General features: G+C 72.7%; 15 protein-coding genes and 1 pseudogene. 10 read left to right on the top strand and 6 right to left on the bottom strand.

Annotated features, from left to right (window positions below; genetic code table 11):
- The first annotated feature begins 96 nt into the window (after positions 1-96).
- On the top strand, positions 97-2742 hold the full coding sequence (locus AC6JBM_RS33090; protein WP_497977932.1) for an MGH1-like glycoside hydrolase domain-containing protein: 2646 nt from the start codon (positions 97-99) through the stop codon (positions 2740-2742).
- A gap of 144 nt (positions 2743-2886) precedes the next feature.
- Here the strand turns inward: AC6JBM_RS33090 and AC6JBM_RS33095 are convergent, their stop codons facing one another.
- Both AC6JBM_RS33095 and AC6JBM_RS33100 read right to left on the bottom strand, forming a co-directional pair.
- Positions 2887-5529 (bottom strand): putative bifunctional diguanylate cyclase/phosphodiesterase, encoded by a 2643-nt coding sequence (locus AC6JBM_RS33095; protein ID WP_497977933.1) that lies wholly within the window; start codon positions 5527-5529, stop codon positions 2887-2889.
- A gap of 235 nt (positions 5530-5764) precedes the next feature.
- On the bottom strand, positions 5765-6274 hold the full coding sequence (locus AC6JBM_RS33100) for a TetR/AcrR family transcriptional regulator (RefSeq protein ID WP_497977934.1): 510 nt from the start codon (positions 6272-6274) through the stop codon (positions 5765-5767).
- A 349-nt stretch (positions 6275-6623) separates the two neighbouring features.
- Between AC6JBM_RS33100 and AC6JBM_RS33105 the strand changes: the two genes are divergently transcribed.
- Positions 6624-8024 (top strand): FAD-dependent monooxygenase, encoded by a 1401-nt coding sequence (locus AC6JBM_RS33105; RefSeq protein WP_497977935.1) that lies wholly within the window; start codon positions 6624-6626, stop codon positions 8022-8024.
- Positions 8025-8398: 374 nt separating this feature from the next.
- Here the strand turns inward: AC6JBM_RS33105 and AC6JBM_RS33110 are convergent.
- Positions 8399-9169, bottom strand: a pseudogene (locus AC6JBM_RS33110) (PP2C family protein-serine/threonine phosphatase); the annotation flags it as partial.
- Between the two features lie 63 nt (positions 9170-9232).
- Here AC6JBM_RS33110 and AC6JBM_RS33115 point away from each other — a divergent pair.
- Positions 9233-13363, top strand: a complete 4131-nt coding sequence (locus AC6JBM_RS33115) for a LuxR C-terminal-related transcriptional regulator (RefSeq protein WP_497977936.1) — start codon at positions 9233-9235, stop codon at positions 13361-13363.
- A gap of 319 nt (positions 13364-13682) precedes the next feature.
- On the opposite strand, the gene AC6JBM_RS33120 is transcribed toward AC6JBM_RS33115, so the two are convergent.
- Positions 13683-15047 (bottom strand): serine/threonine-protein kinase, encoded by a 1365-nt coding sequence (locus tag AC6JBM_RS33120; RefSeq protein WP_497977937.1) that lies wholly within the window; start codon positions 15045-15047, stop codon positions 13683-13685.
- Position 15048: 1 nt separating this feature from the next.
- Positions 15049-16047 (bottom strand): LacI family DNA-binding transcriptional regulator, encoded by a 999-nt coding sequence (locus AC6JBM_RS33125; RefSeq protein ID WP_497977938.1) that lies wholly within the window; start codon positions 16045-16047, stop codon positions 15049-15051.
- Positions 16048-16183: 136 nt separating this feature from the next.
- Between AC6JBM_RS33125 and AC6JBM_RS33130 the strand changes: the two genes are divergently transcribed.
- From AC6JBM_RS33130 to AC6JBM_RS33150, 5 genes are all read left to right on the top strand, one after another.
- Positions 16184-17002 carry a serine/threonine-protein kinase gene (locus AC6JBM_RS33130; RefSeq protein ID WP_497977939.1) on the top strand — a complete coding sequence of 273 codons (819 nt, stop codon included), beginning with the start codon at positions 16184-16186 and terminating at the stop codon, positions 17000-17002.
- Between the two features lie 178 nt (positions 17003-17180).
- Positions 17181-17348, top strand: coding sequence for an LPXTG cell wall anchor domain-containing protein (locus AC6JBM_RS33135; RefSeq protein ID WP_223102416.1), 168 nt, complete (start codon positions 17181-17183; stop codon positions 17346-17348).
- Between the two features lie 3 nt (positions 17349-17351).
- A complete protein-coding gene (locus tag AC6JBM_RS33140; RefSeq protein ID WP_497977940.1) occupies positions 17352-18662 on the top strand; it encodes a glycosyltransferase in 1311 nt (436 codons plus the stop codon).
- 62 nt (positions 18663-18724) lie between these two features.
- Positions 18725-19897, top strand: coding sequence for a non-hydrolyzing UDP-N-acetylglucosamine 2-epimerase (gene wecB / locus AC6JBM_RS33145; RefSeq protein WP_497977941.1), 1173 nt, complete (start codon positions 18725-18727; stop codon positions 19895-19897).
- 16 nt (positions 19898-19913) lie between these two features.
- Positions 19914-21521 carry a DUF2334 domain-containing protein gene (locus AC6JBM_RS33150; RefSeq protein ID WP_497977942.1) on the top strand — a complete coding sequence of 536 codons (1608 nt, stop codon included), beginning with the start codon at positions 19914-19916 and terminating at the stop codon, positions 21519-21521.
- Between the two features lie 1177 nt (positions 21522-22698).
- Here the strand turns inward: AC6JBM_RS33150 and AC6JBM_RS33155 are convergent.
- Positions 22699-23118 carry a hypothetical protein gene (locus AC6JBM_RS33155; protein WP_497977943.1) on the bottom strand — a complete coding sequence of 140 codons (420 nt, stop codon included), beginning with the start codon at positions 23116-23118 and terminating at the stop codon, positions 22699-22701.
- Positions 23119-23340: 222 nt separating this feature from the next.
- Between AC6JBM_RS33155 and AC6JBM_RS33160 the strand changes: the two genes are divergently transcribed.
- On the top strand, positions 23341-24636 hold the full coding sequence (locus AC6JBM_RS33160) for a hypothetical protein (protein WP_497977944.1): 1296 nt from the start codon (positions 23341-23343) through the stop codon (positions 24634-24636).
- A complete protein-coding gene (locus AC6JBM_RS33165) occupies positions 24633-25388 on the top strand; it encodes a 3-ketoacyl-ACP reductase (RefSeq protein ID WP_497977945.1) in 756 nt (251 codons plus the stop codon). Before AC6JBM_RS33160 ends, AC6JBM_RS33165 begins: the two co-directional genes overlap by 4 nt.
- The last annotated feature ends 67 nt before the right edge of the window (positions 25389-25455 follow it).

Consider the following 25455-nt stretch of genomic DNA (forward strand, 5'->3'; position numbering starts at 1 on the left):
CGGTTCCCAGCTTTTTGGTGTAGGAACAAATGCCACCTATGGGTCGAATGGTCGGGTCTCAACTTGACCGAAACATGAACAACGGAGAATAGCCGCGTGATCGAGGACGATGGGAACGCCGAGCGCCGGAGGCTGGCCGAAGCCGACAGCGGGGAGCGCCCATGGCGGGGCTGGGGGCCCTACCTGTCCGAGCGAGCCTGGGGCACGGTCCGCGAGGACTACAGCGCCTACGGCAACGCCTGGGACTACTTCCCGCACGACCAGGCCCGTTCCCGCACGTACCGCTGGAACGAGGACGGCATGGCCGGCATCTGCGACGACCGGCAGACGTTCTGCTTCGCGCTCGCGCTGTGGAACGGCAAGGACGCCATCCTCAAGGAGCGGATGTTCGGTCTCGGCGGCGACCTCGGCAACCACGGCGAGGACGTCAAGGAGTACTGGTGGTACACCGACTCCACCCCGACGCACTCGTGGATGCAGTGGCGCTACCACTACCCGCAGGAGGCGTTCCCGTACGACGACCTCGTCGCCGAGAACTGCCGGCGCGGGCGCGGCGAGCCGGAGTACGAGCTCGTCGACACCGGCGTCTTCGACGAGGACCGGTACTGGGCGGTCGAGGTCGACTACGCCAAGGCCGGCCCGACGGACATGTGCATCAAGATCCGGATCCGCAACATGGGGCCCGAACCCGCGAGCCTGCACGTGCTGCCCACCCTGTGGTTCCGCAACACCTGGGCCTGGGGGCTGCCCGGCCGCGACTACCGGCCGGAGATCCGCGCCAAGGACAACGGCCTGCTCGCCGAGCACCGCCTGCTCGGCCGCCTGGCGCTGACCGGCGACGGCGCGCCCCGCCCGCTGTTCTGCAACAACGAGACCAACGGGCCGCGGATCTGGGGCAAGCAGGGCGAGGAGTACCCCAAGGACGGCATCGGCGACCACATCATCCACGGCACCGACAGCGTCAACCCGGCCGCCGTGGGCACCAAGGGCGCCCTGCACTACCTCGTCTCGGTGCCCTCCGGCGGCACGCACGAGATCCGGCTGCGGCTCAACCTCAACGCGCCCGGTGCCAAGGACCTCGCCCCGGCCGACCTCAAGGCCGACTTCGACTCCACGATGGCGCGGCGGCGGGCCGAGGCCGACGAGTACTTCGGCACGCTCGTCCCCGCGGCCGCCACCGCCGAGGAGAAGATGATCGTCCGGCAGGCCGTCGCCGGGCTGATGTGGGGCAAGCAGTTCTTCCACTTCGACGTGGCCCGCTGGCTGCAGGGCGACCCGGTGTCGGAGCCGCCGCCGGACAGCCGCCGCTACGGCCGCAACTCCCACTGGTGGCACATGAACAGCTGCGACGTGCTGTCCATGCCCGACCCGTGGGAGTACCCGTGGTACGCCGCCTGGGACCTCGCGTTCCACTGCGTGGCCATCGCGCGCGTCGACCCCGGCTTCGCCAAGGAGCAACTACTGCTCCTGCTGCGCGAGTGGTACATGCACCCCAACGGGCAGATCCCGGCGTACGAGTGGGCGTTCGGCGACGTGAACCCGCCGGTGCACGCCTGGGCCGCGCTGCGCGTGTTCGTGCTCGACGGCTCGCGCGACTTCGACTTCCTCGCCCGGGTGCTGCACAAGCTGCTGCTGAACTTCACCTGGTGGGTCAACCGCAAGGACGCCGAGGGCAACAACGTCTTCGAGGGCGGGTTCCTCGGGCTGGACAACGTCGGGCCGTTCGACCGGTCCGCGGCGCTGCCGGTGGGCGGGCGGCTGGAGCAGAGCGACGGCACCGCGTGGATGGCGATGTACGCGCTCAACCTCCTCGACATGTCGCTCACGCTCGCCGTGCACGACCGCGTCTACGAGGACATCGCCGCGAAGTTCCTCGAGCACTTCGCCTACATCGCCGACGCCGCCTACGAGTTCGGGCTGTGGGACGAGGAGGAGGCGTTCTTCTATGACGTACTGCGCACCGCCGACGGGCACCAGATCCCGCTCAAGGTCCGCTCGGTCGTCGGGCTCCTCCCGCTCACCGCGACCACGATCATCAGCTCCTCGACCCTGCGCCGGCTGCCGGACGTGGCCGCCCGGCTGCGCTGGTTCCTGACCAACAAGCCCGAGTACGGCGACGTCGTCGGGGCGAAGAAGAGCCGCGGCGGGCAGCAGCTGCGCCTGCTGTCGATGGTCGGGCCGGACCAGCTCATCCGCATCCTGCAGCGGATGCTGGACGAGGACGAGTTCCTGTCCCCCTACGGCCTGCGCACCCTGTCGCGGGCCCACAAGGACGAGCCCTTCACGGTGCACCTGGGCGACCACGAGTACACGGTGGGGTACGAGCCCGGCGAGTCGACGAGCGGGCTCTTCGGCGGCAACTCGAACTGGCGCGGCCCGATCTGGATGCCGGTCAACTACATCCTGATCGAGGCGGTGCGGCGCTTCGCCGAGTTCTTCGGCGACGACCTGCAGGTGGAGTACCCGGCCAAGAGCGGGCGGATGGCTACCCTGGCGACGGTCGCGGACGACCTGTCGCACCGGCTCGTGAAGCTGTTCCTCAACGACGAGTCGGGCCGGCGGCCCTTCTTCGGCGACGTGGACCTCTTCCAGTCCGACGGCGCGTGGCACGACCTGCTGCTGTTCTACGAGTACTTCCACGGCGACACGGGCGCGGGCCTCGGGGCGGCGCACCAGACGGGCTGGACGGCCCTGGTGCTCGACCTGATCCTGACCCTGCGCACGCCCCCGCCGACGACGTAGCTCGCTGCCGAGCACGCCATCTGGCCCTGGGTGACCAACGGCGGACCTGGCAGCGACGGCGCGCCAGCGCCGAGCGGTGTCTGGCGGGAGCGACGGTCCGCACCACGGCGGACCCGAGTCATGGTCTTGTCATCGGTCCTGCGCTCAGAGCATCGGGGCGCGGTGGCGTTCGAGGTACGCCTCGACGTGCTCGGCGTGGTCGGGCGGGCTGATCAGGTAGCCCTGGCCGAGCGGGCAGCCCGCCGCGCGCACCACGTCCACGTGCGACTCGGTCTCCAGGCCGCACGCGATGACGTCGATGCCCAGGCGCCGGGCCAGGGCCACGACCACGTCGACGATCGGGGTCGCCGGCCCGCGCCGGCCCGCCGGCTCGCTGAACAGCGACTGGTCGATCTTCAGCATGTCGATCGGGAGCCGGCGGAGGTGGGCCAGGGCGGTCGGGCCGGTGCCGAAGTGGTCCAGGGCCGTGCGCACGCCCAGGGCGCGCAGGCCGGCCAGCTGCTCGACGGCCAGCGTGTCGTCGGGCAGGGCGGCCTCCGTCACCTCGACGACCAGGGCCTCCGGCGGGACGTCGTGGGTGTCGAGGGCGGTCGCGACCGCCGGCAGCCAGCCGTCGGCGGCCAGCCGGCGGGCCGAGACGTTGACCGAGACCCACAGCTCCCGCCCGTCGCGGCGCCAGCATGAGAGCTGGCGGCAGGCCTTGTGCAGCACCCAGGCTCCGATCTCCTCGGCCAGGCCGGTGCCCAGCTCCTCGGCGATCGGCAGGAACTCGGCCGGCGGCACGGCCCCCAGCCGCGGGTGCCGCCACCGCAGCAGGGCCTCGGCCCCGGCGGGCCGGCGGGTGGCCAGGTCCGCGATCGGCTGGAAGACCACGTCGAGCTCGCCGCGGTCGATGGCCCCCGGGAGCTGCTGCTCGATGTCGGTCCGGCGGACCAGCGCGGCCTCGAAGGACTTGTCGTAGCACTCGACCCGGCCGCCGTCGCGGGAGCGGGCGAGCTGGCGGGCGCGGCGGCGGGCGACGTCGGCGTGGCGCAGGGCCTCCTCGGCGGTGCCGGCGCTCAGCAGGTCGGCCACGCCCACGTCCGCGGCCAGGTGCACCGTGTGCCCCGGCAGGTGGAAGGGCTCGGCCAGGGCCGTGGCCAGGCGGGTCGCGAGGGCGAAGGCGCGCACCAGCGGCGCCTCGGTGAGCACGGCGAACCCGGCGTCGCCCAGCCGGGCCGGCACGTCGTGCCCCGCCGTGGCGATGCGCACGCGCCGGGCCGCCTCGATGAGCACGGCCCCGGCGACCGCCTGTCCGTGCAGGTCGGCGACGCTGGAGAAGCGCTCCAGCTCCAGCACGAGCAGGGAACGGGGCCGGCCCTCGTGGCAGGCCTCGCCCGCGGCGGCGACCAACCGGCGGCGGTTCGCGAGGCCGGTCTGGTCGTCGGTCCACGCGACCTCGTCGAGCGTGCGCTGCAGCTGGGCCCGGTCGCCGACGTCTCGCACGTGCACGACCAGCCCGGCGACCTCGGGTGCCGTGCGCTGGTCGCTGACCGTCGACTCGGTGTCGCGCCAGCGGCCGAAGCCGTCGCGGAGCCGGGCCTGCACGAGCACGTGCTGGCGGCCGCCCAGCACGGCGCGCAGGGCCTCGGTCACGGGGCCGTGATCGTCCGGGTGGAGCAGGCCGGTCAGCGGGCGGTCGAGGGCGTCCTGGTCGGACAGGCCGAACTGGCGCGCGGCCGCGGGACTCTGCCAGCGCACGACGAGGTCGGCGTCGAGCACGATCGTCACGTCGGTCGAGCCGGACACCAGCGTGCGGAAGCGGGCCTCGCGGCCGGCGAGCCGCAGGGCGTACCGGCGGATGTCGCGCGCGGCGAGCAGCTCCCGCACGGCGAGCGCGCCGAACGCGGCCAGGCCCAGGGCCACCGACGTGACGTCGAACCGGCCGCCGGTGAGCAGGTGGAAGGCCGAGACCGCGACGGCGAGCAGGGCGGGGCCGATGAGCAGCGGGTACGCCGCGAGCGAGCCGCCCTCGTCGAACACCTCCGGGCGCGTCGGCTCGTCACCGGCCCGGCTGGCGCCGGCGGTGATCAGGAACGGGCCGGCGACCATCGCGAGGCCGGCGAGCACCAGGCCGGCGGTGACGGTCGCGGGGACCGCGGGCCAGGCTCCGTGGTGGCCGAGGAGCAGCAGGGAGTACACGTCGAGGCCCACGATGGACAGCGCGGCCCCACCGGCGCAGCCCAGCGCCGCGGGACGATGCCGCACGGCGCGCAGCCCGGTGACGACGGCCACGGCGATGGCCACGGACCCGGTGACGGCCACGGCGAGCCTGAGCGGCGCGGTCCCGCTCGCCTCGCTCCTCAGGGCCAGGACCCATGCGCAGTAGAAGAGGCTCACGCCGATGCCGGCCCCGTCGAGCAGGCGGCGCAGCCTGGCCCCGAGGGTCGGGGCGGTGCCCGGGAGCAGCAGCAGGCCGAGCAGGTACGTCGGGGCGGCGATCAGCGTGGTACCGGCCGCGATCGGCCCGTGGGACAGCGCCGGCACTCCCGTCAGGGCCACGCCCGCGCCCGTGACCAGCGCGCCCATGCCCAGGAAGCCGGCCCCGCGGCACGGGCCGAAGCCGCTGCGGCCATGGTGGATGCGCAGGGCCAGGCGGATCAGCGCACCGGCGTGCACGAGCGCGGCAACCGCGGCCGCGGCGGCGACCGCCACCCGGCCGAGCACCGGCCCGATGACGGCGGCCGCGGTGAGGGCCGCGGCCGTGGTGAGCAGGGCGAGCCAGAACGTGCGCGGGTTGCCGATCATCGCAGGGCCGCTTTCGCGAGGGGGAACGCTGGGGATGCGCTCATCCCGCTCAACGACCGGGGCCGCCCGGGGTTACTGGATGGTTCGCTCGTTTTCATGACCTTTGTTGGCGTTGCTTCTTATGTGCTGCGGCTGGCGACGATTCCGCCGGGCGGCTGCACCTCGGCGTCCCCTAGCGCTGCCGCTCGGCCGCTCGGCCACTGCTGCCGCTCGGCCGCTTACCGCTCGGTCGCTTTTATTGCTCGGTCGCGACGATCTGCCGGACCGCGGTGAGGCGGTCGCGGCGCTCCTCGGCGGTGACGGGGCCGCGGGTGACCTCGTCCAGCAGGAGCCCGTCGATCAGCCCGATGAGCAGCCGCCCGCGCTGCCGGGAGCCGGTGAGCGCCTCGGCCCGGTCGACGAAGCCGTCCGCCAGCCGCGCCGCGGACTCCCCCAGCTCCCTGCGCGCCTGCGGGTCGAGCATGAGCATGAACCGCGCCCGCGTCCGGTGCGAGGTGGCCCACCGCTCGATCACCTCGGCGAGGTCGCGCCCCTCGGAGTCGGCGAGGTCGAGCTCGGCGATGCGCTCGAGGGCGGCGGTGAGCAGGGCGTTGCGCGTCGGAAAGTGATAGCTGCACGTGCCTTGCGGCAGCCCGGCGCGGGTATCGACGGCCCGGTGCGTGAGCGCGCGCACTCCCTCGTGGCCGAGCACGTCGATAGCGGCGTCGGCGAGCCGACTCTTGCGATCCGCGTCTCGTGGCTTCACAGCCCGGATGCTACAGGTGTAGCGTCTCTTACTACAGCTGTAGCGGATCGTCCGCTCGGCCACGAGCCCTTTGGATTCCCGCAGCGGGCGCGGTGAAGCCCGGCCGCGAGCCCTTTGGGATCCCGCAGCCGGCGCGGCGACGCACGGCCGCGAGCCCTTTGGGATCCCGCAGCCGGCGCGGCGACGCACGGCCGCGAGCCCTTTGGGATCCCGCAGCCGGCGCGGCGACGCACGGCCAGCGGCATTCAGGGAGATCGAGATGCGGCGCGATGCGGGATCGGCGGATCGCCCCGCCGGGTTCCCACATCCGGCCCGGTGACGCACGTCCAGCGGAGTTGAGGAGACCGAGATGCATGCGATCGTTGTCGGCGGCGGAATCGGCGGCCTGGCCACAGCCCGGGGGCTGCGACTCGGCGGCTGGGACGTCACGGTGCTGGAGCGACAGCCGCGGCTGGAGGCGGCCGGCGCCGGGCTGTCACTGTGGCCGAACGCACTGCGCGCCTTGGACTGGCTCGGCGTGGGCGACCGCGTACGGGCCGCCGGCGCACCGATCACGAACGGCGGCCTGCGCACCGCGCGCGGCACCTGGCTGGCGCGCGGCGCGATGTCCGGTCCGATCGTCGTACACCGCGCGGATCTGCACGAAATCCTGGCCGACGGACTGCACGTACGCACCGGCGTGAACGTCACCGATGTGCACGCACTCGAGGCCGATCTGATCGTCGGGGCGGACGGGATCGGGAGTGTCGTGCGCGCGGCGTACGCTCCGGATGCTCGCATCCGCAACAGCGGCCAGGTGTCGTGGCGCGCCGTGACGACAACCGGCCCGGCCGCGCCCTACGGCAGCGACGACAGCAGCGACAGCAGCGACAGCGACGGCAGCGGGAGCGACGAGGGCAGCGGCGGCGGCCACGGCAACGGCGACAACAACGGCAACGGCAACGGTGGCAGCGGCGGCGACAACCGCGACGACGACCGCGACAGCGGCAGCGACCGTGGCGACGGCAACGGCAGCAGCGACGGCCACCGCACCAGCAGCAGCGACGGCAGCAGCGGCGGCCACCGCACCAGCAGCAGTAATGGCGACAGCGGCAGCAGCGACGGTGGTGGTGGTGTCAGCGGCGGCGGCGAAACCATGGGCCCGCACGGCCTCCGCTTCGGCTACCTGTCCATGGGGAGGCGCGGCGTGTACTGGTATGCCGTCGCACCCGCGCCCCTGCGGACCACGACGAAGGCCGAGCAACTCAGCGAGTTGCGGCGCCTGTTCGGCGACTGGCACGAGCCGATCCCGCAACTGCTCGCCGCGACCGATTCGCGCACATTGCTGCACCATCCGCTGCTCGACCTGCACCCGGTCGCGCCGATGCGGTTCGGCGAGCGGGTGGCCCTGGTCGGCGACGCGGCGCACGCGATGACGCCGAACCTGGGCCAGGGCGCGTGCCAGGCGCTCGAGGACGCGGTGACACTGGCCGCGCTCATGCCCCACGCGACCGCGAACGTGCCGGCCCCTCCGGAGCTGGGGGCGCTGGTGGCGGGGGCTTTGACGGAGTACGACAGGATCAGACGGCCGCGAGTGGCGCTTGTTGCACGGCGGAGCTGGCAGGTGGGCCGGCTCGCGGGGGCTCGGGGCGTCGTGGGCGGCGCGGTATTGCGGACGCTCGCCTGGCTCACGCCCGCGAAGCTCACGGTGCGCGGGGCGGAGCGGATCTCGGCCTGGGAGCCGCCCTCACGGGCAGCCGATGGTCGCTGATCTCGCCGCGGCCCGGCCGGTGCGCCCGCACCTCCGCTGTCCGTCTCTGTGTCTGCGCCTTTGCTCGGCGTGAGCGGGGAGCCGGGCGTCACCTACGCGGCGAGCCGGGCGATGCTGGTCTCGTCGTGTCCCGGTCGGTGCGGCCGCGCCTCCGCTGTCCGTTTCCGTATCTGCACCTTCGCTCGGCGTGAGCGAGAGCCGGGCGCCGCTCGTCTCGGCCCGGCCGGTGCGGCCGCGCCCCCACTGTCCGCTTCCGTGTCTATGCCTTTGCCCATCGTGAGCAGGGAAGCGGGCGTCGCCTATGCGGGGAGGCGGGCGTTGCTGATCTCGTCGCGACCCAGCCAGTGGCGGAGGCGGTGGCGCAGCCCTTTGCGCTCGGGTACGTCGTCGCCGACGATGTCCGCCACGACCGCGGTGATGTTGTCCGGGCCGCCCGCGCGCAGGGCGAGGTCCACCAGGCGGTCGACGCACTCATCGACGTCCGCGTACTCGCGCAGTGCCTCCTCGATCGTCTCCGCGCGCAGCACGCCGGACAGGCCGTCGCTGCACAGGAGGTAGCGGTCGCCGGCTCGGGCGGCTGTCACGGAGTACATGGGATCGGTCGGCTGCCCCTGGAGCACCCGGCTGACCAGGGAACGCTGCGGGTGGGTCGCCGCCTCGTCGAGCGTGATGCGGCCTTCGTCCACCAGTAACTGCACGTATGTGTCGTCCTTGGTGATCTGCGCGAACTCGTCGCCGCGCAGGAGATAGGCGCGCGAGTCTCCAATGTGGACCAGGCCGATGCGGTCGCCGGAGAACAGGATCGCGGTCAGGGTCGTGCCCATGCCCAGCTTCGCCGGGTCCTCCTCGACCTCGTCGCGGATGCGGCGGTTGGCGTCGGAGACGGCCGTACGCAACGCTGTGAGCAGGTCGTTCCCGGCGAACTCGCCGTCGAGCGGCCCCATCGCCTCGATCGCGAGCCGGCTGGCGACGTCACCCGCTGCCATCCCGCCCATGCCGTCCGCGACGGCGAGAAGTCTGTCGCCGGCGAACACCGAATCCTGATTGGATGTGCGCACCAGGCCGGTGTCGGTGCGCGACGCCCAATGCAGCGCGAGCGGTTCAGGTCCCCCGTCGATCACGTCCTCTGCGACACCCTCTGCCATGCCTGACAGCGTGCCGTATCGATACGGCAGGCGTCTCTACGCACTTGTGCGTATCGTGGCCGCATGCCGACCGCCCCCTTCATCGGACGAGCGGCCCAGCTCGCCGAGATCGAGGCGGCGTGGGCGGCCCGGCGACCGGGGATCGTGCTCATCACCGGCGAGGGCGGCAGCGGCAAGAGCCGGCTGGTCGCGGAGGCTCTGAGGCGCTTTGACCTGGCCGGGACGACGGTGCTGCGCGGTTCGTCGCGTTCGCAGGGGGCCGCGCCGTACGACTGGCTGGCATCGGTGCTGACCGGCCGCCCGGCGGCGACGCTCCCGGTCGAGGAGTCGCTGCTCAACCACCTGGCGCAACGGTCATCGGACGCCGCCGAGCCCCGACTCGCCCCGGCGACGACATTGCGCGCGGCGGTCGACGTGGTGCGCGCGTTGTTGCGCGGTACTCCCCCATCCACCCCAAACTCGACCACCGACGACGACGCCGGCTGGGCGATTCGCTCCGGCATCCCATCGCGGCCCGGCACCAGCTCCGCCGTCCCCGTAACCACCGGCTCGGGCGACGGCTCCGCCTCTCGCGGCCCTACCACCGGCGACCTCGGCGAGAGTGTTGCCGCAGTATTCGACGGCGGCTTCGGCATCGAACCTAGCGGCCCCAAGGGCACCGGCACCGACGACGGCATCGCCCACCCCGGCTGCGGCTCCGACGGCGGTGGCCCCGGCGACGGGTCCCGCCGCATCGGCACCGGGACCCGCGGCGGCATCAGCGGCGGCCCTGGCGGCTCCGGCATCTCTCCCGCCGCTCGGATTGGCGGTCTCGGCGAGAACGATGCCAGCGCCGGCGGTCCCGGCGAGAGTGGTCCCGACGAGAGTGGTCCCGGCGCCGGCAGTGCCGGCGCGAGCAATGCCGGCGCGAGCAATGCCGGCGCGAGCAATGCCGGCGCGAGCAATGCCGGCATCGGCGGTGGCTCCGGCCTCGGGATCATCGTGGTCGAGGACCTGCACGATCTCGACCCGGCCAGCCTCTCGCTCGTCGCCGAGCTCGCGGCCGCGGCCGAGTCGCTCTGCGCGCTCATGCTCGTTACGAGCCGCCCGCCGCAGGAGGCCGCGTTCGCGCCGGCCGCCGCGCGCACATTGCGACGTCTCGGAGGGTCGCCTTCTGTCCTTCGCGTGCATGTCGCGCCGTTCACCGCGCGCGAGACCGCGGAGCTGATCGAGGCCACGTACGGCAGCGCCCCCGCCCCCGAGGCCGTCCGCGGCGCGCGGCGGCGCACCGGCGGGAACCCGTTCTGGCTGGCGGAACTGCTCGCGGCGTACGACACCGCCGACGACCTGCCGGCCGCTCCCCTGCCCGCGCACGTCGTCGGGCTGCTGGTGGAGCCGCTGTCGAGCGAGCCCGCGCTGGTCGGCCGGGTCGCGCGGGCGGCGGCGCTGCTGGGCGACCCGGTGGAGAGCGACGTGCTGTTCCACGTGTGTGGCGGGGACGTCGAGCCCGCGCTGCGCCGGCTGCTCGACCTCGGCCTGTTGCTCATCGCGCCGGACCTGGCGCCGGCCGGTTCGCTGCGGTTCCGGCACCCGCTGCTGCGCGAGGCGCTCGTGGCCGGCGTCATGCCGCGCGAACGCACACGAGTGCACACACTCGCGCGCGGCCTGGCCGTCGAGTTGGGCGACGACGCCGCACTCGCCCGGCATGCGGCGTCCCTGGGTCGTACGGCCGAAGCGCGCGCCGCCGCCGCCCGCGGAGCCGCCGCGAGCCTGGCCGCGGGTCTGCCGGACGCGGCGGTGGAACTGGTCGCGCTGGGCCTGAGCCTGCCCGCGAAACCGAACCGCCCGACGATCGCGCAACCAAACGCACACGATCCGGTGCGTGGCGTGCACGGCCGTCACTCGCCCGCCGAGCAGCCCGTCACGGGCGACCCGAACTGGGGTGAGGGACCGCTCGGGTCGTCCACCGCACACAATCCGCACCCTGATGCCGACGCCGGAACCGGACTGACCATCGCCACCGGGGCCGGGGATGCGCGCGGCGGGCATTCCGATGTGAGCGAAGCGCCCGACGGCTCGACGCCCACGCGCGTAAACATGCACGACACGCGCGCCGACGGGCCGGTGGGACGCGCCGATGCGCGGGGCGGGCACCACCACCTGAGCGAAACGCACGACAGCGCGACGCCCTCGCACACAAACGGCGAGATAGCGGCGCACGCAGACGGCGAGATAGCGGCGCGCGTGAACGTGCATGGCACGCGCAGCGACGGGCCGGTGGGGCGGGGGGATGCGCTTGGCGTGCGTCTCGGCATGGTGGTCGATGCGCCCGATGAGGTTCGGGTTGTGCTTGCTGCCGTTGGGGCCGCGGCGGCGTTCGTCGCTGCGCGCTTTGAGGTTGCCGCGAACTATGCGGGCGACTGGTTGCAGGAAGTACAACAGACGGATGATCTCGACGGGACCGCTGACGCGCATCGGCGGCTCGCTGGGGTGCGCTGGTGTCTCGGGGACCCGGCCGGGCATCGGCGGTCGCTCGATCGGGCCGCGGCCGTCGGCGGGTCGGCGGCGTCGCGCGCGCGGCAGCGGGCGGCTGAGGCCGAGAGTGCGCTGCGTACCGAGGACGCCGCACGCGTGCTGCCGCTTGCCGAGGCCGCGGTTGCCGCCGCCGAGCGGGCCGGGGTCGAGATCGCCGCGGCATCCGTCACGCTCGGCACCGCGCTCGCGCTGACCGGGGACTTCGAGCGCGGGGTTGCGCTCTTGCGCGCGGCTCGGCAGTTGGCGGCGCGCGAGCATGATCCGATCACGATCGGGCGCGCGGTGCACAACCTGGTCGCCGTCAGCCTGCCGCGGCTGGGCGAGGTGATGGGCTGGCGGCTGTTCGACGAGGCGATGGCGACTGTTGCACGGTACGGGTTGGAGTTCTGCGCGGGTCGCACCACAACGCTCGGAATCGCGCATGCGATGCGCACCGGGGATCTGGCTCGGGCCGAGGCGCTGGTGTGGTCGCGGCTGCCGATCGAGGGCGATCCGGTCGAGCGAGTTCGCTTCACCGCGCGGGCGGGACTGCTCGCTCTTGAGCGCGGCGACGATTCGCTCGCGGTGCGCATGCTCGCGCGCGCGGATGCGGAGGGTCGCGACTCGGGGCTGGTTCGGGTGCTGCGGGTGGCGGTGGCGGCACGGGGCGTACACCCGGTTGATCCTGCGGAGGCGTTGCGTGACTGTGTCGGGCGGTGTGGACCGGCCCGGCTGGCCGAGGCCGCGCGCTGGGCGTTGCACGGCGGGGTGCCCTCGGCGGTGGTCGAGGAGCACGTGACCGATCGGCCCGTGCGGCTGGAACTGCTGCTCGCGGTGGCGGCGGGCCGCGATGCCGACGCGCTCGCCCTGCTGCCCGCGGCCCTCGCCGGCGAGTCGGTGCGCGAGGCGAGCGGCCGGGAGGGTGCGAATGTGCGCGCCTTCGACGCGGGTGGCTTGGGGCCGGGCGGGTTCGGGGCGGGGGGTACGGGGATCATCGGGTTCGTGTCAGGCGCGCGTGGTCTGGCCGGAGTCGGAGAGGGAGTTGGCGCCGGAGTCGAAGGCGAGGGCGAGGGCGGCGGCCGCGTCGGAGGCGGGGGCGGACGTGGAGTCGGCATAGGCGGCGTTGGCGAGGGCGGACGTGGAGTCGGCAAAGGCGGCGTTGGCGGGGGCGGCGGCGGCGAGGGCGGCGGCGGCACTGATGAAGGCGGCGGCAGGCGTGCTTCCCGTCGCGCCCGGGCTGGGGCTGTCGCGAACGGTGTCGGGCCGGACGACGAAGTCGGTGCTGCCATGGCGACGGGCGCCGCGGACGCGCGGGGTGGGGACGACGGTGGGCGGGCCGAGGAAGCGGCGGTGCATACGGCTGTGGCTCATGCGCTCGTACGGCTCGGGCGCGCCGGTGAGGCCCGGCGGCACGCGGAGCGCGCGGTGGCATTGCTCGCGCACTGGCCCGGATGGCGCCTGGCCGAGGCCGAGACGCTGCTGCACAGTCTGCGCGCGGGCGGTGACCTGACCGCGCGGGAGATCGAGGTGCTCGGGTGTCTCGCCGCCGGGATGACGAACCAGCAGGTCGCGAGCTCGCTCGGGATCTCGGTCCGGACGGTCACCGTGCATGTCTCGAATCTTCTGCGCAAGACGGGTGCGGCGTCGCGAACCGAGGCGGCGCTGTGGGCCGTACGACATCGGTTGGCTCCCGAGCGCTGACCGGCCGCGCACGCTCCCAGACCGGCCCGGGCAACCGCGGACTCGGACATATACGAAAAATCCGATAAGTCGTGGCGCGGAGCGCCCGACTTATCGGGGCCCACAGCGCGACCTCCCGGCCCGAGCCGAACACGAATCCGCGTGAGCCGCGCGATCAACCAGCCCGAACCGCGCGCGAATCCGCGTGAGCCGAGCGATCAACCAGCCCGAACCGAACACGAATCCGAGTGAGCGGCGCGAGCAATCGGCCCGAACCGCGCACGAGTCCGCATGAGCCGCAGACCGAGAAACAAGAACGGAAAACACAGGGGCAAGAGCGTCACGTCGAGAAGGTGCGGCCGAACTGGATCACCGCCGCGTCCAGCTCCTGGTACGCCGCGTCGCTGATCGACTGGTCCCGCGTGCGGTCCGAGAGGTTCCGGCGCAGCATCTCGATGCGCCGCGCCGCGTCCGTCGGGTCCGACAGCAGGTTGTTGATCTGGTTGCGGATGTCCAGCGCCACGTCCGAGCGGATCTCCCCGGCCTGCGACCGCCGGTCCACGATGTCCAGCACTGCCCGGCCCGCGGCCGGGCGGGTCAGCGGGGACGGCTGGACCGCCGGCGACGCGGGCGGGCTCGCCGGGCCGCCGGTGGTCGCCGGGCCGGACCTGCGGGCCTGGGTGGTCGGCGTGGGCGTGGACTGGCCGTTCGTGGGGGCGGGCACGACCGACACGAGGATGCTCACCGTCGGTGCGGGGGCCGCGTTCTGGCCGGTGCCCGGGGCCGGGCTGTCGTCGCGGAGCAGGAACACGGCCAGTACCGCCGCGGCCACCAGGACCGGGACGGCCACCAGCGCTCGGCGGCGGGTGAGCAGGGCGGACGTCGCGGACTTCGCCCCGAGGATGCTCGCCATCTCGGCGGCCGTCGGGCGGCGCAGCGGGTCGGCCGCGAGGCAGCGCAGGCACACCGCGGCGGCCGCGGCGGGCAGGCCGGGGACGTTGAGGGCCGGGCGGCGCTCGGCGGCGAGGGCGCGCTCGAGCTCCTCCCAGGTCGCGGCCGGGTAGGGCGGGGCGCCGGTGAGCATCTCGTAGAAGAGGACACCCAGGGCGTAGACGTCGGTCGCGCCGCTGGCGGGGGCGCCGGTGAGGCGCTCGGGCGCGACGTACGGCGGGGTGCCGAACGTCATCGCCTCCTCGCGCTGGCCGATGTCGGCCGCGATGCCGAAGTCGAGCAGGCGCACGCCGTCGGTGGTGAGCATGACGTTCTCGGGGGTGACGTCGCGGTGCACGACGCCGCGGCGGTGGGCGGCGTGCAGGACGTCGGCGACCGTGGCGGCGACCGCGACCGCCTCGGGCACCGGCATGGGGCCCTTCTCGAGGCGCGCGGCGACGGAGATGCCGTCGAGCAGCTGCATCACCACGTAGGCGGCGATGCGCCCGCGCGGGGTGACCGTCTCGCCGTAGTCGTACACGCCGATGGCGTTGGGGTGCTCGATGCGGGCCGCGGCCCGGGCCTCGCGGCGGATGCGGTCGCGCTGGCCGCCGTCGGACGCGATGGGGCCGTCGAGGACCTTGACCGCGACCGTGCGCTCCAGGGTCGAGTCCCAGGCGCGCCAGACGACCGACATGCCGCCCGCACCGACGGGCTGTTTGAGGATGTAGCGGCGGGCGAGGATGTCGCCCTCCCGCAGCTGAGCACCGCGCATCCTACGTGGATGCCCGCACAACGAGCTCGGTCGGCAGGATCGGGTCGTCGCCGTCCGGGTCGAGCAGGAGGGCCGCGGCGACCGCGCCGAGCTCCTCGACGGGCTGGCGGACCGTGGTCAGGGCGGGCGCGGTGAAGGCCGCGAGCGGGGCGTCGTCGAAGCCGACCACGGCCACGTCCTCGGGCACCCGGCGGCCGGACTTGCGCAGCGCCTGGAGGGCGCCGGCGGCCATGGCGTCGGAGGCGACGAAGAGCGCGTCGAGGCGCGGGGTGCGATCGAGCAGCCAGGCGGCGGCGTGGCCACCGGACGGCGTGCTGTAGTCACCGTACGCGATCAGGGGCTGGCGCCCGGCGGCGATCATGGCCCGACGGTACCCGTCGAGGCGGTCGGCGGCAGCGGGCGAGTCCGGCGGGCCGGCGATCGTGGCGATGGTCCGCCGGCCGCGCAGGAGCAGGTGCTCCACGGCCTGCCGGGCGCCGTCGCGGTTGTCGACGTCGGCGTAGGGCACCGAGAGCTCCGGGCGGCCCGCGGAGCGCAGCGGCACCCGGGACGCGGCCAGCGACACGGCGAGCGGGTGCTGCCCGGGCGCGCCGACGAGCAGCACGCCGGCGACGCCGCCCGCGGTCAGGAACTGGGTGGAGCTGGCCACGGTGCCGCGCGTGGCGGACATGGTGAGCAGCGGCACCCCGCGGGCGGACAGCTCCTCCTCGGCCCCGGCGAGCAGCCGCGCGACGAAGCCGTCGCGGAACAGCCGGGCCGCCGACTCGAACACGACGGCGGCCACGGGCAGGCCCGCGGCCTGGCGGTCGACCCGGCGCGGGGCACGGTGGCGGACGTACCCGAGCTGGGCGATGGCATCGTGCACCGACACCCGGGCGGAGGTGCTGACCCGCACCCGGCCCGTGAGGACGCGGGAGACGGTGGCGGCGGAGACCCCCGCGGCGGCGGCGACCTCGGTGACGGTGGGTGATGGTGCTGGCTCGGCGGTGTGCTCAGGCATCAAATCTCCTGTGGGAGCGATTCCTGCGGTCAGCGTCAGTCAGAGTTACCGCGATGTCAACTATAGGTTTCGATCACACTTATGAACTTCGCCAGGGCTATCGCTAGCACGACCGGATAGGGAATAGTCGTCGTCTGTGTCCGGGATCGAGGTTGGCCGCAGGGTGCTCGAGCGCTACCTGCTGGTCCGCCCGATCGCCCGGGGCGGGATGTCGCTGGTCTACGAGGCCGTCGACCTCGAGCGGATCCGACCGGCGGCGGTGAAGGTACTCGCACCGGCGTTCGCGAACAACACCCGGGCCTGTCACGCGGCGCGACGGGAGCCGCACCTGATGCAGCGGATGCGCCACCCCACGGTGCCGAAGGTCTTCGCGTTCGGCGAGATCGAGGCCGGGGACGTGTCCGTGCCGGCCGTCGCGATGGAGCTGCTCAACGGGGTACCGCTGGCCACCCGCCTCGCCGAGGGCCCGGTGCCCTGGCAGGAGGCGGTGGAGATCGCGGCCTCCGTCGCCGAGCTGCTCGCCGTCGCGCACCGCCGCGGCATCGCGCACCGGGATTTGACGGCCGACAATGTCATGCTGACCACGGCCGGTGTAAAGATCATCGACTTCGGGCTCGCGGTGCCGTTCGCGCACCCGTCGGCGTCGCGGGTCGAACACGCTCCGGCGTGGGACGTGTACGCGCTCGGCGTCCTGCTGTACCACATGCTCACCGGCCGCTCGCCCCACGCGCCCGGCGCCCGGCTGCTGCAGGCCGCCCCGACGCCCGTGGTGCTCACCCCCGGCGTGCCCCGGTCCGTGGCCGAGCTGTGCCGGCAGTGCATGGCCAAGCGCCCCGGCGAGCGGCCGGACAGCGCCGCCGTCGCGCTCTCCCTGTGGGCCGAGTTCGCCCCCGGCTGGCAGCAGCCCCGGGACCTCACCGAGAGCTACGGCACACCGTCTCGACACGGTGTGTAATCACCGGGTTTTGCCTGCGTAAGCGCCCTGTCAGGTGCTCGGTTGGACTTCCCCTCAGCAGCCCTGTCACCCATTGTGATCGGCGCGGCGGCAAGCCAAGCTTCTCGGACAAGGTGCACGACGGTTGCCGGCAAGGAGCCGCCGGGCACCACCACCGGATAGCCGAGGGGAAGCTGTCATGTCAGGTTCGAAGGTCACCGGCGTGGTCGTGACCGGCGGGGCCACCGCCGGATCGCTGCCCGTCACCGGAAGCCCGGTCTTCGCCATCGTCGTCGCCGGGATCGCGCTCGTGGTCACCGGCTTCCTGATGGTCCGGGCCTCGCGCTTCAACCGCAGCGCCGCCTGAGCGATGACGGCGATCCTTCTGGTCGGCTTCGCGCTGCTGACGCTGTGGCCGGCGTACAACCTGGCGCTGGTGGCCTTCTCCGCCAGCGACGCGGCCACCGCCGGACGCCGCCGCCGGCGCGATGCCATCGCGCCGAACGGCAACGAGCCGCTGACCTTCTGGATCGTCGTGCCCGCCCTCAACGAGGAGCGGGTGGTCGGCCGGACCGTCGGCGCCGCCCTGGCGCTGAGCGGGCCGGAGGGCACACGCACCAGGGTCCTGGTGGTCGATGACGGATCGGACGACGGCACCCCGGACGTACTGGCCGCCATCGACCACCCGGGCCTGACGGTGCTGCGCCGTGACTTCCCCAACGCCCGCAAGGGCAAGGGCGAGGCGCTCAACGCCGCCTTCCGGGCGATCCGGGACCTGACGCTGGCGGGCGGCGAGGACCCGTCCCGGGTCGCGGTCGGGGTCATCGACGGCGACGGGCGGGGCAGCGCCAACCTGCTGCCCGAGATCTCGCGGCTCATGCGGGACCCCGACGTCGGCGCGGTGCAGGTGCGCGTGCGCATCCACAACCGCAACAAGGTGCTCGGGGCCGTGCAGGATCTCGAGTTCGCCGCGATCGCCAACGCCAGCCAGCTGCTGCGCGACGCGGCGGGCACGGTCGGCCTCGGCGGCAACGGGCAGTTCGCCCGGCTGTCGTCGCTGATGCGGCTGGGCGACGCGCCCTGGTCGCACTGCCTGGTCGAGGATCTCGAGCTCGGACTGCGCATGCACCTCAACGGGGAGCGGATTCGGTACACCTCGCTGGCCCACGTCAAGCAGCAGGGCCTGGTGGACGTCAAGCGCCTGGTCCGGCAACGGACGCGCTGGGCGCAGGGCAACCTGCAGTGCGTGTCGTACGTCCCGAGGCTGATCGCCTCGCGCAAGATCCGCAACCACGCGCTGCTGGAGATGCTGTACTACCTGCTCGCGCCGTGGATGAACGCGTTCGGCACGGCGGCGGTGTTCGGGCTGTGGGGGTACGCCATGTGGCACCTGATCCCGGGCCACGGGGACACCTTCATGATCCACTCGTGGGGCCAGATGGGCGAGGTCGGGCTCTTCTGGGCGATCGGGATGACGGTGCCGGGGCTGGTCTGGGCGCTCGTGCACCGCGTGCAGCTGCGCGACGAGACCACGCCGACGCTGCTCAAGGCGGCGCTCGCCTACCCGTTCTTCCTGCTGCTCGGCCTCGTGGCGACCTGGCGGGCGATCGGCCGGCAGGCGGCTCGGCGCAACGCCTGGGCCAAGACCGAACGGCTCGCCGAAGAGCCGGTCGCCGCCTGAACAGTACGACATGGATATATCCGCACGGATGCGGCACTTACTCCTCTCAAGGTGACGCACACATGCTTCCTGAAGTCTTCCTGATCGCCGGTACCCGTCCCGAGGCCATCAAGCTCGCCCCCGTCGCGGCCGCCATGCGCGCCGCCGGCCGCCTCAGCCCGGTCCTGGTCGCCAGCGGCCAGCACCCGGCGATGGTGACGCAGGCCCTGGCCGCCTTCGACGCCGAGGCCGACGTGACCCTGCCGCTGCAGCGCGTGACCGGCAGCCAGCCGGAGCTCCTCACCGAGATGATCAAGCAGCTCGACGCGCTGCTGGAGACCCGCAAGCCCGCCGCCGTGATCGTGCAGGGCGACACCACGACGACGCTCGCCGGCGCGATGGCCGCGTTCTGGCGCCGCATCCCGGTCGTGCACCTCGAGGCCGGCCTGCGCTCGGGCGACCTGGACTCGCCGTTCCCCGAGGAGGCCAACCGCAAGCTCGTCGGCCAGCTCGCCGCGCTGCACCTCGCCCCGACCGCCCTCGCCGCGACGAACCTGCTCGACGAGAGCGTGGCCCCGTCCAACGTGCTCATCACCGGCAACACCGTGGTGGACGCGGCGCTGGAGATCGCGGCGAAGGAGCTGCCGTTCGACGACGCCGGGGTGGCCGCCGCGGTCGACGCCGCCGAGCACGGCGAGGCGCGCCTGGTGCTGGTCACCGCGCACCGCCGCGAGTCGTGGGGCGAGCCGCTGGAGCGCATCCTCAGCGCGGTGCGCCGCCTGGTCGAGGCGTACCCGGACATCCGGGTCGTCCTGCCGGCCCACGCCAACCCGGCGGTGCGCGCACAGGTCGAGGCCGGCCTCGCGGGCGTGCCGCGGGTGACGATCACCGACCCGCTGCCCTACCCCTCGCTGGCCCGGCTGCTCTCCCGCGCCTACCTGGCCCTGACCGACTCGGGCGGCATCCAGGAAGAGGCCCCTTCCTTCAAAGTTCCGGCATTGGTACTGCGTGAGGTCACCGAACGCGTCGAGTCCCTCCAGGCCGGCTGCGCCAAGCTGGTCGGCACCGACGAGGACCTGATCGTCGCCGAGGCCGCGAAGCTGCTCGACGACCCGATGCTGCGGCAGTCGATGACCGCCAGCGGCAACCCGTACGGCGACGGTCTCGCGTCGCAGCGCACCGAGCAGGCGGTCGCCGCCATGCTCGGCCTCGCGCCCATCCCCTCCCCGATGCCCACGTCCGCCTCGCTCGTCTGATTGGGTTTGTTCCTTGATGCGTAAGCTGTCAGCTCTGCTCGGGCTCGTGCTCGCCGCGGTGCTCGGACTCGCCGCTCCCGCGGCCCCGGCCCTGGCCGCGACCACCGCGAAGACCGTTTCCGGCGCCGGCGCCACCGGCTCCAGCGCCTCGACGAAGACGCTCGTCCTCTACGACTACACCGGCGAGTACGCCTGGCTCGGCGAGGACTACGGGATGATGGCCACGAACCTCGTCTCGCACTTCGGCGCCTGGACCGCGCACCCGGTCGGCACCTACACCAAGGGCGAGCTGGAGAAGTACAGCGCGGTCGTCTACGTCGGCTCGACGTACGACGAGCCGATCCCGACCGCCTTCCTCGACGACGTGCTGTCGACGAGCAAGCCGGTGATGTGGCTGTACGACAACATCTGGCAGCTCACCGCGCGCTCGGCGGACTTCGCGACGAAGTACGGGTACACCTGGAAGGGCTTCGACGTCTCCACCGTCGCCCAGGTCGACTACAAGGGCACCGCGCTGACCCGCGACACCCGCAACCTCGCCGGCATCATGGACTACGCCGTCTACGACAGCACCAAGGCGGTCAGCGTGGCCGACGCCGTGCGTGCCGACGGGTCGAAGTTCCCCTGGGGCATCAAGTCCGGCAACCTGACCTACATCGGCGAGATCCCGTTCTCCTACATCACGTCGAACGACCGGTACCTCGCGTTCTCGGACCTGCTCTACGACGTGCTCGCCCCGAAGGCCGCCGCGCGGCACCGCGCCCTGGTCCGCATCGAGGACGTCGGCCCCGACGCCGACCCGGCCGAGCTGCGCGCCGTCGCCGACTACCTGTCGAGCAAGAAGGTCCCGTTCACCGTCGCCGTCTACAGCCGCTACCGCGACCCGAAGGGCGTGAACAACAATGGCAAGGCCGAGGACTACACGCTGCGTCAGCGGCCACTGGTGGTCAGCGCCCTGAAGTACATGCAGAGCAAGGGCGGCACGCTGCTCATGCACGGCTACACGCACCAGCTCGACGCCCTGAACAACCCGTACGACGGCGTGAGCGCGAACGACTTCGAGTTCTTCACCGCCCACGTCGACGCCAACGACGCCGTCATCTACGACGGCCCGGTCAAGAACGACTCGGCCCTCAACGTGACCGCCCGCGTCACCGCCTCCCGCGCCGACTGGCTCATGGCCGGCCTCTCCCAGCCGACGATCTTCGAGCCCCCGCACTACGCCGCCTCGGCGCTGGACTACAAGACCATCAACACGCTCTTCGGCGTCCGGTACGACCGCGGCCTCTACTTCCCGGGCGTGCTCTCCGGCACCACCGTGGACAACCGCGTCGCCCACATGGTCGGCCAGTTCTTCCCGTACACCGTCCGCGACGTCTACGGCTCGACCATCATCCCGGAGAACATCGGCAACATCGAGCCGGAGCCGTTCAACCAGCACCCGGCCGTGCTGCCGGCCGACCTGATCGCGAACGCGAAGGCGAACCTGGCCGTCCGCGACGGCGTGGCGAGCTTCTTCTACCACCCGTACCTGGGCACGTCGTACCTCAAGGCGACCGTCGAGGGCATCCAGTCCCTGGGCTACACGTTCGTCTCGGCGTCGTCGATGACCACGGTCGCCTGACCCGTTCCTCCTTCCGCACTTCGGCTCCACGAGGCCGGACCCCGCCCCGGGGTCCGGCCTCCGCCGTTGCGCACGCCCCCTCGCCGCGCCCAACGACAACGCGATCCGCGGGGCACCCTTCGGCGGGCAGCGCCGCTCCCACCCACCGCGCCGGCCGCGTTGGCAGCGAACTCCGCCAAGCGCCGCCGTGACGCTCACCCGCGAGCCGTGCGGCGTCCGGAGCGCCTTCCACCGTTCGACGTCACGCTCCCCCGTGACGCTCGCCCCCCGCGCGCCGCGGCCGCGAACCGCGCGATGCCCGAGGCGCATCCGCAGCGCTCGGCGCCGAACGCCCCCGTGGCGTCGGTGCCAGTGCCCTGCGGCAGCGGCGGGTCCTCGTCGCTGGTCTTGCCCCGCGTCGAGGTGCGGGCTCGTCACGCCGATGGGAGCGCGGTCCGGTCAAGTCGAGTCCTGCCGAGAGCGCCGGCGTGCCGAGGTGCTGGTCGGCGTGGTTGGGGAATGGAGTCGCGGATCAGTGGACATTGCCGTGCGTCGCGGTGATCCCGGCCGTGGGTCGCGGCAGTCCCCATGATGTTGGCGCGGGGTCTCGGTCGTGATGTTGCCGCCGGGTAGTGGAGGGTGAGGTCCTGAGGTCGCGGTCGTAGCGAAGTGGGCGGGGACTGGGCCGACCCTGCGCGGCGGGTCGGCCCGGCCCCGCACTGGGCGGCGCGGCGAGGCCTTCGCGGCGGCGTACGCACTCCGGCGCGGTGCGGGTTCCGCGCGAAGGAAGGAGTGCGGGCAGCCGCGAGGACGGCGCGGCCGTTCCGGCGTCGCCCGGCGTTCGGGAATCTCAGGGGCGGCCGGGCGGGCCGCGGGTGATGGTGTCGTCGTCTGGCCGGCGGCCGACGGCTGGAGGCGGGATTTCCTTGTCGCTCACGGGTTCCAGCTTTCCCCTCCCGCCGCCCGTACGGAAGAGAAACTTCCCGCCTGTGGATAACCCGGAAAGCCGCAGGTAGAAGGGCGAGAAAGGCAGGCGCGAGACCCCGACCCGGCGAGCGAAAGCGCGAGAAGGAGAGGTGCATAGCCGGGTGTCCGGGGAGGCGGCGCGCGGGAAGGCGAGGTGCAGGAGGGAGCCGAGGCCGGGGGCGCGGAGCGCGGGAAGGAGAGGGCAGGAGCGCGCGGGAAAAGTAGGGTGCGGTCAGTGTTCCAGGAGCAGGTGGGGCATCAGGCGTTCGATGGCGTTCAGGTCGTACACGCGGCGGATTTCGGTCACCAAGCCTGACTCGTTCACGGTCAGGAACTCCGCCAGGCGGAAGGTCTCGCCCGACAGGGTGCAGTCGTAGACCAGGGCGGCCCGGCGGTCCAGCACCGTCTCGGCGAAGACCGTCACCGAATCCAGCGCGGCGGCGTAGTCCGTCAGGAGTTCGATGAAGTCGCCGTCCGGGTCCAGGTTGGTCTCGATCGCCGGGGCCGCTGCCAGAAGTTTGAAGAGGTCTGTCGTGCGTCCCGTGGTCCAGGCCGTGACCCAGCGGGCGGTGACGTCCTCCACCGCGATGTCCATCGCCACATATCCTCGCACGCGCCGGTCAAGCCCTCGCATCCGCTCGGCGAACGACACGGCACGGCACGGTGGCCGGGACGCCGGCGCTCTCAGCAAAAAAGGCGCCGGCGCTCTCAGCAGAAGACGCCGGGACTCCCCGCAGAAGGCGCCGGGACTCTCAGCAGAAGGCCCCAGGGCTCTCGGCAGAAGGCGCCGGCACTCTCGGCAAGGAACGCCAGGACTTCCGGCAAAGGACGCCGGGGCTTTCAGGAAAGGGCTTTCCTCGGTAACATCCCCCGCATGCTGCGCACCGATATGGGGCTCACCGGCAAGGATCTCGTTGCCGACGTCGAGCGGATGTTCGAGCTCTCCGCCGGAAAGATCCTGGCCCTCGACCCGCACGGCAGGGGCGGGTCGCCGGTGTTCACCGTCGACGGGCGGTACACGGCCCGGGGCTGGACCGAGTGGACGCAGGGCTTCCAGGTCGGCTCGGCGCTGCTGCAGTTCGACGCGACCGGCGAGGAGCGCTTCAAGGCCCTCGGCCTCGAGCAGACGAGAACCCTGATGGCGCCGCACGTCAGCCACGTCGGCGTGCACGATCACGGGTTCAACAACGTCAGCACGTACGGGGCGATTCTGCGCCTGGTCCGCGAGGGCCGCGTCGACGAGCGCGAGCGGGCCGCGGCCGAGCTGGCGCTGAAGGTCTCCGGGGCGGTCCAGGCCGCGCGCTGGCAGAAGATCGAGGACGGCACCGGGTACATCTACAGCTTCAACGGCCCCCAGTCCCTGTTCGTGGACACCATCCGGTCCTGCCGCTCCCTCGCCGTCGCGCACCGGCTCGGGCACGTGCTGATGGGCGAGCACGACGAGCGGATCGACCTGCGGGAGCGGATGCGCCAGCACGCGCACAACACCGCGAAGTACAACATCTTCTACGGCACCGGGCGCGACGCCTACGACGTGCGCGGGCGCACCGTCCACGAGGCCCTGTTCAACGTCAACGACGGGCGCTTCCGGGCGCCGAGCACGCAGCAGGGGTACTCCCCCTTCTCGACGTGGACGCGCGGCCTGGCCTGGGCGATGCTCGGCTTCGCGGAGCTGCTCGAGTTCGAGCACGACGAGATCTTCGAGGAGGCCGCGCGGGCCACGTGCGACTTCTACGTCGGCTCGTCGCCGGCCGACGGCGTGCCCTACTGGGACACCGGCGCCCCCGGTCTCGCGCGCCTCGACCCCGACGCGGCCGCGGACCCGTTCAACGAGCACGAGCCCGTCGACTCCAGCGCCGCCGCGATCGGGGCCCAGGGCCTGCTGCGGCTCGGGCGCGCGCTCGGCGAGGAGCGGTACACCCAGGCCGGCCTGACGGTCGCGCGGACGCTGCTGCGGGAGCCGTACCTGAGCACCGACCCGGACCACCAGGGCCTCCTGCTGCACTCGGTCTACCATCGCCCCAACGGCTGGGACCAGGTCCACGAGGGCCAGCGGGTGCCCAACGGCGAGTCGAGCATGTGGGGCGACTACCACCTGCGCGAGCTCGGCCTCTACCTGCTCCGCCTCGACAACGGGCTCTACTACACCTTCTTCGGGGGCACCGCGTGAGCGCCGCCCTCGTCACCGGGGCCTCCCGCGGGATCGGCCGGGGCATCGCGCTGGCGCTGGCCCGGGCCGGCTGGGACGTCGTGGTCAACTACGCGAGCAACGCGGCCGCCGCGGAGCAGGTCGCGGCCGAGGTCGAACAGCACGGAGCGAAGGCGGCCACGGTACGGGCCGATCTCGCCGAATCCGCGGACCGCGCCCGGCTCGTGGAGGAGGCCTACGCGGCCTTCGGCGACATCGAGCTGCTCGTGAACAACGCCGGCGTCGCGCCGAGCGTGCGCGCCGACATCCTCGAGGCCGGCGAGGAGTCGTTCGACCGGCTCGTCGGGATCAACCTCAAGGGCCCCTACTTCCTGACCCAGCTGGTCGCCAACCGCATGATCGCCGCCGGCACCGCGGGCCGCATCGTGACCATCTCCTCGATGAGCGCCTACACCGCGAGCGTCAACCGCGGCGACTACTGCGTCACCAAGGCCGGCCTGTCGATGCTCACCAAGTTGTACGCCGCGCGCCTGGCCGAGCACGGCATCAACGTCTACGAGGTGCGCCCCGGGATCATCGCCACCGACATGACCGACGGGGTCAAGGAGAAGTACGACCGGCTGATCCTCGACGAGGGCGTGACCCCGATCCGCCGGTGGGGCACCCCGGACGACGTGGGCAAGGCGGTGGTCGCGATCGCGAGCGGGCTGCTGCCCTTCTCCACCGGCCAGGTCATCGACGTCGACGGAGGTTTTCACCTCAAGACGCTGTAGAGCGCGTCAATGCCGCAATTCGGTTGTCATGGCACCCGGTGGGGTTTTTCACGTGTCGGCGGCGGCT

This window comes from Dactylosporangium thailandense (genome assembly GCF_059739745.1).